Below are 14,217 nucleotides of genomic sequence, written 5' to 3'. Positions count from 1 at the left end.
ATGAGTTTTGTATCAAGCGCAAATCTAAAAGAAGCAGATAATGAAGTATTTTCAATAATAGAAAATGAATTAAAAAGACAAACAAATCATTTAGAAATGATTGCTAGTGAAAACTTCACTAGTCCTGCTGTTATGCAAGCTATGGGTTCTGTTTTTACTAACAAATATGCTGAGGGTTATCCTTATAAAAGATATTATGGTGGTTGTGAGTTTGCTGATGCTGTTGAGCAATTAGCAATTGATAGAGCTTGTAAAATCTTTGGTTGTACTTATGCTAATGTTCAACCTCATTCAGGAAGCCAAGCTAATGGTGCTGTTTATGCTGCATTATTAAGTGCTGGTGATAAAATCTTAGGTATGGATTTATCTCATGGTGGACATTTAACTCATGGTTCTAAACCTTCTTTTTCTGGTAAAAACTATTCTGCTTTTTATTATGGTGTTGAATTAGATGGTAGAATCAATTATGACAAAGTTATGGAAATTGCAAAAATTTGTCAACCAAAAATCATTGTATGTGGTGCTTCTGCATACGCAAGAGAAATTGACTTTAAAAAATTCAGAGAAATAGCTGATGCTGTTGGTGCTATTTTATTTGCTGATATTGCTCACATTGCAGGACTTGTTGCTGCTGGTGAACATATGAGTCCATTTCCTTATGCTGATGTTGTTACAACTACTACTCATAAGACTTTAAGAGGTCCAAGAGGTGGTATGATTATGACAAATGATGAAGATATTGCTAAAAAAATAAATAGTGCTATTTTCCCAGGATTACAAGGTGGACCATTAGTTCATGTAATTGCTGCAAAAGCTGTTGCATTTAAAGAGATTTTAGATCCATCATGGAAAGATTATGCAAAACAAGTAAAAGCAAATGCAAAAGTATTAGCAGAAGTACTTACAAAAAGAGGATATGATATTGTTTCAGGTGGAACAGATAATCACTTAATTTTAGTAAGTTTTTTAAATAAACCATTTAGTGGAAAAGATGCAGATGCAGCTTTAGGAAATGCTGGAATTACTGTAAATAAAAACACAGTACCAGGAGAGACAAGAAGTCCATTTGTAACATCAGGAATTAGAATAGGAAGTCCAGCATTAACTGCACGTGGGATGAAAGAAAAAGAGTTTGAAATTATTGCAAACAAAATTTGTGATGTATTAGATAACATTGAAGATTCAGCATTACATGCTAAAATCAGCAAAGAGTTAGAAGAACTTGCTTCAAACTTTGTGATTTACAATCAATCGACTTTCTAGGATTTAGAGATAAAATAAGGATAAGTTATGCAAATAAAAGGTGAAGAGTTCATAAAAAAAGTTCAACTTCAACAAGAAAGAGAAGAGTTAGAGCGAAAGCTAAGTGAACTTGAAGAAGTTGAAGTTTCAATTAACGATATTAATCTTAATAATAATTTAAATATGAATAATGATTCAATTGGTTTAAATAGAAATACACAATTTGAATCAAATGAACATGAACTTGATAATATTATGCTTGGAACTTCAAATGATAATAATGAAGAAAATAAGAAAAAATACCTAATTTTAGGTATTGTTCTTGTAGTACTATTTTTATTAACTATTATTATCATAAGACTTCTTACAAATGATCCAGCTAAGGATGATCAATTCACATCAAATAATGCTAACTCTTCAGAAATAAAAAAATTATCTGAAAATAATAATATTGAGGAAAATTTCCAAAAAATTATTAATGAAAGAGTAAAAAAAGATTCAAATGAACCAATGATCCCTGAAAATGCAATTCCAGCAGATCAAAGGCTTCAAAATATGCAACAAACAACAGATAATGAGCCTCAACAGGAAAGAGAAACTATTCAAGAGGAAGCACCTTCTAATATTTCTAATGAAACTTTAGATGAAACTATAAAAAAAATAGAAGAGAAAAAATCTACTCAAAAAGAAAAAGTAGTTCAAACATCAGAAAAAAAAGCTAATACAGTAAAAGAAGTTAGTGAAAGAAATGTTGAACAAAAAAAATCTGTTAGAGATTTAATGGATTCTCCATCTTCTTCATCTATTTCATCTGGATATTTTGTTCAAGTTGGAGCTTTTACAAAAAAACCATCTGATAGTTATATAAATACAATAAGAAATGCCAAATTTAAATATAAAGTTTATCAACAAGAAATAAAAGGCGTAACATATAATAAAGTTTTAATTGGACCATATTCATCAAAAGCAGCTGCATCTGAAAGTGTGGAAGACATAAAACAAAAACTTAATCTTACAAGTGCCTTTGTTGTTAAATTTTAAAAAGAGAAAATTATGAATTTTTACACAAAAGAACTTTTTTTAGACCAATTCACACCTGTTTCAATTTATGAAAAAGTAAAATCATTATATAAAAATGAAATTACTTTTTTATTTGAAAGTACAATAAATTCAAATGAAGGAAACTATTCATATATAATCATAGGAGATAGAGAGAGAGTTTGGTATGATAAAGATACTTGTTATTATAAAAATGAAGAAGGTAATGTTCAAATTGTAGACTCAAATCCTTTAACTTTTTTAAAAAAATATTATAAAAATTTTGATAAACAACTATATAAAGACAAAGCTTTAGAACTTGGAATTGGTTTAATAGATGGTTTTATTGGGAATGTTGGTTATGATATTGGAAAAGAATTTGAACCAAAATTAAAAAATTCAATGAATAATTTAGTTGATCAACTAGATATTCCTGATTTGGATTTAATAAGACCAAATATAATTTTAGGATTTTCTCATAAAACTTCAAAACTTGTTATGGTTACATCTGTCGAATCTAAAAAAAATGAACTAGATATAATTGAAGATATTCTCTATACAACTTATTCATATGCTCCTTTAAAAAAAGCAACTATTTTAGATGAAGGTAAATTCAATTTTACAAAAGAAGAATTTTTTGAAATGGTTTCAAAATCTAAAGAGATGATTAAAGCAGGAGATGTTTTTCAAATTTTAATGTCAAATAGATTCACTCAAAAAGCTATCGTGGATCACTTAAGTTTTTATAGAGCATTAAGAAGTAAAAACCCAAGTCCATATTTATTTTTACTTGAATTTGAAAGATTTACAATTGCAGGAAGTAGTCCAGAAGTTATGATTAGACTTGTTGATGGACATTTACTTTTAAGACCTATTGCAGGTACAAGAAAAAGAGGAAAAAATCTTGATAGAGATTTAGAACTTGAACTTGAAATGGTAAATGATGCAAAAGAGAGAGCAGAACATATCATGCTTGTAGATTTAGGGAGAAATGATGTAGGACGTGTTGCACGTCCAGGAACTGTAAAAGTAACAGACTTGATGAGAGTAGAGAGATATTCTCACGTTATGCATATGGTTTCTGACGTTGAAGCTATAATTGATGACAAATACGATATGTTTGATTTATTTATGGCTACTTTTACAGCTGGAACTATGACAGGAGCTCCAAAAATAAGAGCAATGGAATTAATAGCACAATTTGAAGGAATAAAAAGAAACTTCTATTCTGGAAGTATTGCTTATTTTGGTTTTGATGGAAATATGGATAGTGCAATTACAATAAGAACTACTATGTTAACTGATGATACAGTAATTTTCCAAGCAGGTGCTGGAGTTGTTGCTGATTCTAATCCTGAACTTGAATATCTTGAAGTTCAAAATAAACTTGCAGCTAATATCTCAACTTTAAAAGACTTATCTTAATTTCTTAATTTAATATTGGCTATTATTTCATACTAAAAAGCCAATATTAAAGGATACAATTTGTTACTTGGTGTAAATATTGACCACATTGCAGTTTTGAGAGAAGCTAGAAAGATAAACGACCCTAATCCCCTTGATGCACTTAATATATGTAAACTATCTGGTGCAAACCAAATAACTATTCATCTAAGAGAAGATAGACGTCATATTCACGATGAAGATGCGATTGCTATAATAAATAATTCTTCTCTTCCAGTAAATTTAGAATGTTCAATAAATAGTGATATTATAGATATAGTTTGTAAATTAAAACCAACAAGGGCTACTCTTGTACCTGAAAATAGAAATGAAGTTACAACAGAAGGTGGACTTGATGTCAAAGGAAATTTTGAAAAATTACAAAAAGTAATAGATAAACTTCACCAAAATGAGATTGAAGTTTCTCTTTTTATTGATCCAAAAGATGAAATTATTGAATTATCAAAAGAGTTAGAAGTTGAATGGGTTGAGCTTCATACTGGAACATTTGCGAATATTTATGCAATGCTTTATTCAAATTTAAGTTCAACTCATCACTCAATAAAAGAGCTAGAATTAAGTAAAAGTGAATTAAAAACAAAACTTAATAAATCTATAAAAGAGATTGAAAATTCTTCAAAACTTGCAAAAAAATTGGGCTTAAAAGTTGCAGCGGGTCATGGATTAAACTATCAAAATGTGACTTTTATTTCAAAAGTACCTGAAATTGAAGAGTTAAATATAGGTCAAAGTATAATTGCACGTTCTGTTTTTACAGGATTAAATCAAGCAATAATTGATATGAAAGAATTAATAAAAAATGACTAAAGAACTACCTAAAATAGCTATAAGTATAGGTGATTTAAATGGTATTGGAATTGAAATAGCATTTAAATGTCATGATGATATCTCAAAAATTTGTCACCCAATTTATTGCATTAATAATAAAATGTTAAAAAAAGCTTCTGAAGAGTTGAAAACTAAAATTCCAGAAAATTTTGAAATTCATAAAACAAAAGGTGAATTTGAAATAAAACCAGGAACAGTTACAAAAAAATCAGGTAAATACTCTTATGATTCATTTATGGATGCAATAAATTTAGCAAATAAAAAAGAAGTTGATGCAATATGTACACTTCCTATTAATAAAGAATCTTGGAATAAAGCTGGAATAAGATACAAAGGTCATACAGAAGTTTTAAGAGATTATTTTGGTAAAAATGCCATTATGATGCTTGGTTGTTCTAAAATGTTTGTAGCTTTATTTACAGAACATATTGCTTTAAGAAAAGTTGCAAAAAAAATCAATGAAGAAGATCTAACTCAATTTTTAATAGATTTTTATAACAATGTAAAAAATGATAATATCGGTGTTTTAGGCTTAAATCCTCATGCTAGTGATAATGGTGTTTTAGGTGATGAAGAGGTAGAAATCTTTAAAGCTATAAAAAAAGCAAATAAACATTTAGGAAAAGATATTTTTAAAGGGCCATTAGTTCCAGATACAGCATTTTCTCCTCTTTCAAGAAAGAATTATACATATTTTGTTGCTATGTATCATGATCAAGGATTAGCTCCACTCAAAGCTTTATATTTTGATGAAAGTATAAATGTAAGCCTAAATTTACCAATAATTAGAACTTCTGTTGACCATGGAACTGCATTTAACATTGCATATAAAAATGAAAATGTAAATACTCAAAGTTATATAAATGCAATAAAAGAAGCAATAAATTTAGTATCAAAACAAAAATGAAAAATTTAGAAGCTTGCTATGAAATTAATTTTTCGAAAATTAATTTTATAGAAAGAAAAGTCAAAATTGAAAATCCAAAAACTATCATAAGTGGTGCTCCAAAGACAGGAAAAAGTTATTTGATTTATGATTTTTTATCAAATTTTAAAGCAAAAGATTATCTTTATGTAGATTTTTCTGATTTAAGAAATGATTTAAATGATATTTCAAAGAATTTACAAGAATTTATAAAAAAAAATGAAATTATTGTTTTAATTTTAGAAAATTTTGATTTTTCTTTCTTACTTCCTCAATGTGAGAACATCATAATTTCAACAACCTCTAAACAAAATATTGAAGGTTTTGAGCAAATAAATCTAAATGCATTAGATTTTGAAGAGTATCTTTTACATGATAATAAACATCAAAATATTACTCAAAGCTTTAATAGTTTTTTAAAATTTGGAAATCTTCCTGAAATTATAAATCTTGAGGAGCATAAAAAAATTCAACGATTACAAGAGATTATTAAACTTATTTGTAAAGATGAAACACAATATGAAATAATTAAAATAATGATTGAAAATATTGATGAAAAAAAATCCCTTTTTCAATTGTTTAATTCACTAAAAACAAAAATCAAACTCTCAAAAGATAAATTTTATGAAATCTGCAAAATTTTAGAAAATAATAAAATTATATTTTTTTTATCAAAATATAATCAAGAAAAAACATCAAAAAAAATCTTTTGCTACAATTACTCTTTTTTAAATGCCATATCATATACGAAAAAGTTTAAAAATGAATTTTCAAATATGATTTTTTTAGAACTTTTAAATAAAAATGACGAAATTTTTTATTTAGATAATATTGATTTTTATATAAAATCTAAAAATATAGCAATAGTTTCAATTCCATTCTTTAATACTTCTTTAAATAATAATTTAGTAAAAAAAATAATAAAAAATGCATCTGAATTAAATATAAATGAAATAAATATAATAACTATTTCAAATAGTGAAAAAATTAATGACCCAAAAATTAAAATAAATGTAATTCCTTTTTATGAATGGGCTATAAGCTAAGAATTTGTTAATATATTTTTAGATAAAATCCAAAAATTATTGAAGGAAAAAAACATATGAACAAACGGGTACTTGTTAAATTTTCTGGTGAAGCACTAGCTGGTGCTGAAGGTTATGGTATTGATACTCAAATACTTGATTATATAGCTGAAGAGATAAAAAGTTTAGTAGAAAACAATATTCAAGTTGGTATTGTTATTGGTGGTGGTAATATTATTCGGGGTGTAACTGCCGCTGCTGATGGTGTAATAAAAAGAACAAGTGCTGATTATATGGGAATGTTAGGAACTGTTATAAATGGTATAGCAATGCAAGAAGCCTTAGAGTATAAAGGGCTTAGTGCAAGACTTCAAACTGCGATAAAAATGGAACAAATAGCTGAACCATTTATTGTTAGAAAAGCAATGAGACATTTAGAAAAAGGTAGAGTTGTGATATTTGGAGCTGGAACAGGAAATCCATACTTCACAACAGATACAGGTGCAACATTAAGAGCAACAGAAATTGGTGCATCAATGTTAATAAAAGCAACAAAAGTTGATGGTGTTTATGATAAAGATCCAATGAAATATTCTGATGCAAAGAAATTAGAAACTTTATCGTATGATAAAGCATTAGAAGACCATATCAAAGTTATGGATGATACAGCAATTGCATTGGCAAAAGACAATAAACTTCCAATAGTTGTTGCAAATATGAGTGAAAAAGGCAATTTACTTAAAATCATTAGTGGTGATTATAGTAAATGTTCAATCGTTAAATAAAAAAATACAAAGGAAAGTGTATGATAAGATTAGAAGAGAGAATTTCAAAAGCATTAAAACAAGTTGATAATGACAGATATATTTTAGCAATTGCAGTTGGTCAAAGAGCAGATGAATTAAGTAAAGGTGCAAAACCTTTATTAGAATTAAATACTCAAAAAATGAAATATACAGATATTGCAATAGATGAAATTGCAAGTGGACTTCTTAAAATTGAAGGATTTGTTGATAAAAAATAAAGATAAGTTAAAAAACTTATCTTTAGGTTTCAAATAACATGGAGCAATTTTTCAAAGAAATTCAGCACATAAATAGTGTTGAAGATGCTATTAACAAACTAAAAACTCAGATTGATATATCACCTAAGTTATATGAAATTATTAACTTTATTATAGAAGCACATGAGGGTCAATTTAGAAAAAGTGGTGAGCCTTATTGTGTTCATCCAATACTAGTTGCTTGTGTAACTGCTAGTTTTTCAAAAGATGAAGCAATCATCGCAACTGCTTTACTACATGATGTAGTAGAAGATACAGAATATTCTTTAGATTTTGTAAATGATGCTTGGGGCAGTGATATTGCACATATGGTTGATGGACTTACAAAGATTGTTGAAATAAGAGAACATGAATTTGTAACTTCAAAAGATGCAAATGATTCTAAGATTATCTCTTCTGCACTAACTTTTAGAAAAATGCTTATTGCATCAATAGATGATCCAAGAGTTTTAGTTGTAAAACTGTGTGACAGACTTCATAATATGCTAACGCTTAGTGTTTTACCTCCAAATAAACAAAAAAGAATTGCTGAAGAAACATTGGTTGTTTATGTTCCAATCGCAAATAGATTAGGAATTTCAACTTTAAAAAATTCTCTTGAAGATTTAGCCTTTTTTTATATTTATCCAAATGAATATAAAAAAATTGATCTTTTTTTAAAAGAACATGAACATGCAATGCAGTTAAGTTTTAATAATTTTATTACTACTACTAAAAATTTATTAGAAAAAAATGGTTTTGATTTAGATAAAATAAAAATATACTCAAGAATAAAACATCACTATTCAATTTATTTAAAAATGCAAAGAAAAGGTATTTCTATTGAAGAAGTTTTAGATTTATTTGCAATTAGAATTTTAGTTGATAAAGACATAGATTGCTATAAAGTTTTAGGATTTATTCATTTAGAATATAAACCTTTAATTTCAAGATTTAAAGATTATGTTGCAACTCCAAAAGAGAATGGTTATCAAACAATTCATACTACAGTATTTTATAACTCTAAAGTTTATGAAATACAAATTCGTTCTTTTGAAATGAATAAGATTGCAGAATATGGAATAGCAGCACATTGGATTTATAAAACTGGTGTAAAAAATACAACAAATCTTAACTGGTTAAAATCATTAGAATTTTCAAATGAAAATATAGAAGAATTTTATCAAGAAACAAAAGCTGATTTGTATAATGAAGAGATTATAGTTTATTCACCAAAGGGAGAAGTTTTTACACTTCCAGTTGGTTCAACTGCTTATGATTTTGCTTTTGCAGTTCACACAAATATTGGTAAACGTGCTGTTTCTTGTCATATTAACAAAATAAAGAAATCTCTTTTAACTGTTTTAAAAAGTACCGATATTGTATCAATTGAAATTGGAGATGAGACTGTTGTTCGATGTTCATGGATAGAAATGATTAAAACTTCGCGTGCTAAAAAACAGATAAAACTACTTTGTGCACATAGACAAAAAGAGATTGATGAATTATCTGGTAAAAATATTATTAATACTGTTTTTTCAAGATATTATGAAGATATAACAAAAATTTATCCTGTTGAATCATTGTATAAAATACCTCAAATTTTAGATTTTTTCAAACATACAAAATTAATTATTGAAAAAAATATAATTAGAGATAAAGGTCTAATGACTAGATTTAAGATATTAACAAGTAAAATAAAAGAGTATAAATTTGACAATATCTTAATATATTCAAATTTCAGTATAAGTTCTGTATCATTTGACCATTGTTGTCATCCTAAATTTGGAGATGACATAGTAGCATTTAGAAATGGCAATGATGCTATAATTCATCACAAAATGTGTGATAAAGCTTACAATAAAATAAAAACAAATCAAGAAATGCTTTTTTGTAAATGGACTCAAAATAGTGTATATCAATACAAAATGGTAATAAGTATTCCAAATACGAGAGGTGAATTAGCCAAAGTTTTAACTTATATGGCACAATATGAATTTTATATCTTAGGTGTAGAATTTGGAAGACAAAAACATTCATATATCCAATATTGTGATATTGAATTTGAAACAAATAAATCAAGTATTGATGAAGTAAGAAGAATAATAGAGAAAAAAGTTAAAGTTATCGAGTTCTTTTCAAAAAAAGATGCTTATAATAAATAATTAAAAGGTTAAAAAATTAATGGAAAATAGAATTAAAGAAGCATTAAATGAAATAAAAAGAGGATGCGCAGAAATAATTGATATTGAAGCAATTGAAAAATTAATAAAAAAATATTTTGAAACAGGTGAAAATTTTTTTGTAAAAGCTGGTTTTGATCCAACTGCTCCTGACTTACATTTAGGACATACAGTATTAATTCAAAAACTTGCAACTTTTCAAAAATTTGGTGGAATTATTCAATTTTTGATTGGAGATTTTACTGCAACTATTGGAGATCCAACAGGAAAAAGTGAAACAAGAAAAGTTTTAAGTAGTGAACAAGTATTAAAAAATGCAGAAACATATAAAGAACAAGTATTTAAAATTTTAGATTCAAATAAAACTCAAGTAGTATTTAATAGTTCTTGGCTAAAAGAGTTAGGAACAGGTGGTTTAATTGCACTTGCTTCAAATTTAACAGTTGCAAGAATGTTAGAACGTGATGATTTTTCAAAAAGATATGCATCAAATACACCAATAGCTGTAAGTGAATTTATATATCCTTTATTGCAAGGTTATGATTCTGTTGCTATGAATACAGATATTGAACTTGGTGGAACAGACCAAAAATTCAATCTTCTAATGGGAAGAACTTTACAAAAAGCATACAATTGTAAAAAACAACAAGCTGTTTTAATGATGCCAATTCTTGAAGGATTAGATGGTGTTCAAAAAATGTCTAAATCTTTAGGTAACTATATTGGAGTTACAGATGAACCTTTTGATATGTTTGGAAAAATTCTTTCAATTTCTGATGAACTAATGTGGAGATATTTTGAATTATTATCTTCAAAATCTTTAAAAGAAATTGAAGATATTCAAAATGGTGTAAAAAATGGTACATTACATCCTAAAAAAGTAAAAGAAGAATTAGCAATGGAAATAGTAGATAGATTCCATGGTGCTGGTTTTGGTGAAAAAGCAAAAGAAGAATTTGAAAGAGTATTCGCAAAAAAAGACATTCCAACAGATATGCCAGAATTTATTTTTGAAGATTCTATCTGGATTTGTCAAGCTTTAGTTGATTCAAAATTAGTTGATTCAACTTCACAAGCAAGACGGGATATAAAAGCAAATGCTGTATCAATTAATCAAGAAAAAATAAATGATGATAAGTTAAATTTAGAAAAAGGTGAATATATTTTACAAAAAGGTAAAAAAAGTTTCGCTAAGATAGTAATAAAATAGAAAGGCTAATTTTGAGAATAGGAAAGTATGAAATAAAGCATCCAATCATACAAGGTGGAATGGGTGTAGGAATAAGTTGGGATCAATTAGCTGGAAGCGTTAGTTTAGAAGGTGGACTTGGTGTAATTTCAGCTGTTGGAACAGGATATTATAAAAATAAAAGTGAGAATGTTCACATAATTACAAAAAAAGATAAGCCTAAAGATGTAATCAATTTTTATAGTAAAGATGCTTTAAAAGAGATTTTTGATAATGCTAGAAAAATTTGTGGAGATGCTCCACTTGCTTGTAATGTATTGTATGCAATAAATGATTATGGAAGAGTTGTTCATGATGCTTGTGAAGCAGGTGCTAATATTATTATTACAGGTGCTGGACTTCCTACAAATATGCCTGAATTTACAAAAGATTATCCTGATGTTGCACTTGTACCAATAGTTTCAAGTGCAAGGGCTTTAAAACTTATTTGTAAAAAATGGGAAAGATATAACAAAATTCCTGATGCAATTATTGTTGAAGGACCTCTAAGTGGTGGACATCAAGGATTTAAATATGAAGATTGTTATAAAGAAGAGTTCCAGTTAGAAAATATTGTTCCTCCAGTAATAGAAGAAGCAAAAAAATGGGGAAATATTCCAGTTATTGCAGCTGGTGGAGTTTGGGATAAAAAAGACATAGACAAATTCTTAGCAATGGGTTGTGCTGGTGTTCAAATGGCAACTAGATTTATAGGAACATTTGAATGTGATGCTGATACAAACTTTAAAAATGTATTACTTAATGCTAAAAAAGAAGATATTCAACTTATGAAATCTCCTGTTGGACTTCCAGCACGTGGTGTAAGAACAAATCTGCAATTTTCGATTGAAAATCATACTGCACCTAAAGTTCAGTGTGTTTCAAATTGTGTAAGTCCATGTAATAGAGGTCATGAAGCTAAACTTGTTGGATATTGTATTGCAGATAGACTAGGAGCAGCATATAAAGGTGATCTTGAAACTGGTCTATTTTTCTCAGGTTCAAATGGTTATAGAATTGATAAAATAATTACAGTAAAAGAATTAATGCAAAAATTAACTATGGGAGAATAGAAATCTTTAAAAAATTTTTTATTCTAATCATCACATTTAATCTGTTATTTGCAAATTCTTATATTGATAATTTAGAACAACAATATCGAGCAGCAAAAATAGAGTTTTTAAAAGCTGCTTTGAAAAAAGATGAGCAGCTAAAGATTGATGAACTAAAAAAAGTGATTGAATTAGGTGAAAAATTAAAAAAAGATGTTCGCCCTGATAAGAAAAAATTAGAAATTCTTATCTCTCGTCAAAATAAAAATTCTCAAAACAATACATCTTCTTCAATTAATATAGAAAAAGCATCTGATAATAAGAAAAATAGTAATTCATCTAATATTATTTACTCTATAAAATCTGTTTATACGTCAAATAATCAAATTATTATTGATTTTAATGTTGATATTGATAAAAATGATATTAAATTTTTTGAGTTAAATCAAACAAGTTTATATAAAGATGTGTTTGATATAAATGGTTATTTTAAAGATGCAATACCTACTAAACTTGATATTAATGGATTAGATAAAATAACTCTTGGTCAATTTAAACCAAATGTTTTGAGAATAGTATTATCAGATAAAAAAGCTATCAGTTCATCAATAAGTATAAATAAACGGCAAATTATTATTACAGTAAATAATCTTCCAACTAATAAGATAAAAGAACCAATATTAGATAAAAAAATAGAAGAAATTACTCCTATAAAAGAAGTAAAGAATCCAACAAATGATTTTATTGATGAAAAAAATTCTATTAGATTAATAACAACTGAAGATAATAAAATTATTGTTAAATTTAATAAAAATTATTCAAAAAACAATATCAAGTTTAGAGCTTTTAAACAAAATGGAAACTATGAAAATATTTTTGATATTGATGGAAAATACAAATATATTGTTCCTTTAAAATTAAATATTCTAGGTATTGACAAAATAGTTTCAACACAAAATGGCAATAATTTAGTAAGAATTAGATTAACAAATAAAGTAAATAGTAAAATTAGTTATTCTTTAAGTCAAAGAGAATTAATAATTACAGTAAATACACCTACAGATACTGCTGTTAAAACTACACCACAAAGAATAATAAATAAAATTATTGTTATAGATGCTGGACATGGTGGAGATGATGTTGGAGCAGTTGGACCAAACAAAAAATATGAAAAAGTTATAAATCTAAATGTTTCAAAATATTTATATACTATTTTAAAACAAAGAGGTTACAAAGTATTTTTAACAAGAAACAATGATAGATTTATAAAAGTTATGAATAGAACTATTTTGGCAAATGAGAAAAATGCTGATATATTTATTTCTATTCACACTAATGCTGTACCAAAAGAAAAAGCTCATGAAGTTGCTGGAATAGAAACATTCTTCTTAAGTCCAGCAAGAAGTGAAAGAGCAAAAAGAGTAGCAGCACTTGAAAATAAATCAGATATAAGAGAAATGAGTTCTTCTTCTAAAGATGTATTTTTAGAATCATTAAATCGTCCAAGAATAACTGCATCTCATAAATTAGCAATTGATGTACAAGCTGGAATTTTGCAATCAGCTCGTACTAAATATAAAGATGTAGGTGACTCAGGTGTAAGAGAAGGACCATTTTGGGTTTTAGTTGGAGCACAAATGCCATCAATTTTAGTTGAGTTAGGATATATATCTCATCCTGAAGAGAGTCGTAGATTGTATAATAAAGAGTATCAACAACTATTAGCAAATGGAATTGCTAATGGTGTAGATTCTTACTTTTTAAAAAATCCGTAATTTCTTTTATTAAAATCTCTTGTTTATTTTTAATTCTTGGAAGATTATTTAAAGAAAAAAACTTTACTTTTGAATTTTCCCAAGATAAATAGTTACTTTTTAAAGTATCATTTAAAAAATATTTTTCTAAATCTTCAATATTTTTACTATTTACTAACCAAATACCAATATCTTTGTCTATATTTATTTGTTCAAAATAATCTTCAAATAATGCAATATCAACATTTATTGAACTCTCTTCAATAAACTCTCTTTTTGCACATTCATAAGCTGTTTCGTTTCTATTTTTTGTTCCTTTTAAACAACCCCATTTATCTTTACTTGCAATTGAACGGCATAATAATATTTTTATATCATCACCTTTTACCATATATGGTACAACACCATATGCCTTAACATGAGATCTCATTTTGTT

Annotated in this window: 13 protein-coding genes; 12 read left to right on the top strand and 1 reads right to left on the bottom strand. The window is 26.9% G+C overall.

Translation table 11 applies throughout. From position 1 onward, the window contains the following. The 12 genes from ABLL_RS04060 to ABLL_RS04005 all read left to right on the top strand — a co-directional run bounded on the left by ABLL_RS04060 (position 1) and on the right by ABLL_RS04005 (position 13,802). The gene (locus ABLL_RS04060) at positions 1 to 1,263 is read left to right on the top strand and encodes a serine hydroxymethyltransferase (protein ID WP_014473509.1); all 1,263 of its coding nucleotides are present in this window, start codon (positions 1 to 3) and stop codon (positions 1,261 to 1,263) included. A 27-nt stretch (positions 1,264 to 1,290) separates the two neighbouring features. Continuing rightward, complete coding sequence (locus tag ABLL_RS04055) at positions 1,291 to 2,283, top strand: SPOR domain-containing protein (protein ID WP_014473508.1); 993 nt, start codon at positions 1,291 to 1,293, stop codon at positions 2,281 to 2,283. Between the two features lie 12 nt (positions 2,284 to 2,295). Beyond that, positions 2,296 to 3,705: an anthranilate synthase component I family protein gene (locus ABLL_RS04050; protein ID WP_014473507.1), complete on the top strand. Its 1,410-nt coding sequence runs from the start codon at positions 2,296 to 2,298 to the stop codon at positions 3,703 to 3,705. Between the two features lie 60 nt (positions 3,706 to 3,765). Further along, positions 3,766 to 4,551: a pyridoxine 5'-phosphate synthase gene (locus ABLL_RS04045; protein WP_014473506.1), complete on the top strand. Its 786-nt coding sequence runs from the start codon at positions 3,766 to 3,768 to the stop codon at positions 4,549 to 4,551. Continuing rightward, entirely contained in the window at positions 4,544 to 5,479 is a 936-nt protein-coding gene (gene pdxA, locus ABLL_RS04040) for a 4-hydroxythreonine-4-phosphate dehydrogenase (RefSeq protein WP_014473505.1), read from the top strand. Before ABLL_RS04045 ends, pdxA begins: the two co-directional genes overlap by 8 nt. Continuing rightward, the gene (locus ABLL_RS04035) at positions 5,476 to 6,543 is read left to right on the top strand and encodes an ATP-binding protein (protein WP_014473504.1); all 1,068 of its coding nucleotides are present in this window, start codon (positions 5,476 to 5,478) and stop codon (positions 6,541 to 6,543) included. The genes pdxA and ABLL_RS04035 overlap by 4 nt, the downstream gene beginning before the upstream one ends. A 56-nt stretch (positions 6,544 to 6,599) precedes the next feature. Beyond that, entirely contained in the window at positions 6,600 to 7,307 is a 708-nt protein-coding gene (pyrH, locus tag ABLL_RS04030; RefSeq protein ID WP_014473503.1) for a UMP kinase, read from the top strand. 20 nt (positions 7,308 to 7,327) lie between these two features. Further along, on the top strand, positions 7,328 to 7,546 hold the full coding sequence (locus tag ABLL_RS04025; RefSeq protein ID WP_014473502.1) for a DNA-directed RNA polymerase subunit omega: 219 nt from the start codon (positions 7,328 to 7,330) through the stop codon (positions 7,544 to 7,546). Between the two features lie 38 nt (positions 7,547 to 7,584). Beyond that, positions 7,585 to 9,729, top strand: coding sequence for a bifunctional (p)ppGpp synthetase/guanosine-3',5'-bis(diphosphate) 3'-pyrophosphohydrolase (locus tag ABLL_RS04020; protein ID WP_014473501.1), 2,145 nt, complete (start codon positions 7,585 to 7,587; stop codon positions 9,727 to 9,729). 19 nt (positions 9,730 to 9,748) lie between these two features. Then, entirely contained in the window at positions 9,749 to 10,957 is a 1,209-nt protein-coding gene (tyrS, locus tag ABLL_RS04015; RefSeq protein WP_014473500.1) for a tyrosine--tRNA ligase, read from the top strand. Between the two features lie 11 nt (positions 10,958 to 10,968). Beyond that, a complete protein-coding gene (locus ABLL_RS04010) occupies positions 10,969 to 12,048 on the top strand; it encodes a nitronate monooxygenase (protein WP_014473499.1) in 1,080 nt (359 codons plus the stop codon). A gap of 119 nt (positions 12,049 to 12,167) precedes the next feature. After that, the gene (locus ABLL_RS04005; protein ID WP_014473498.1) at positions 12,168 to 13,802 is read left to right on the top strand and encodes an N-acetylmuramoyl-L-alanine amidase; all 1,635 of its coding nucleotides are present in this window, start codon (positions 12,168 to 12,170) and stop codon (positions 13,800 to 13,802) included. On the opposite strand, the gene ABLL_RS04000 is transcribed toward ABLL_RS04005, so the two are convergent. Then, positions 13,765 to 14,211, bottom strand: a complete 447-nt coding sequence (locus ABLL_RS04000) for an NUDIX domain-containing protein (protein WP_041654664.1) — start codon at positions 14,209 to 14,211, stop codon at positions 13,765 to 13,767. The genes ABLL_RS04005 and ABLL_RS04000 overlap by 38 nt on opposite strands. Positions 14,212 to 14,217: the final 6 nt, after the last annotated feature.

The organism is Arcobacter sp. L, from assembly GCF_000284235.1.
GTDB classification, from domain to species: Bacteria; Campylobacterota; Campylobacteria; order Campylobacterales; family Arcobacteraceae; genus Aliarcobacter; species Aliarcobacter defluvii.
Note: the sequence above shows the minus strand (reverse complement) of the source record. Positions and strands in the feature narration are given on the sequence as shown.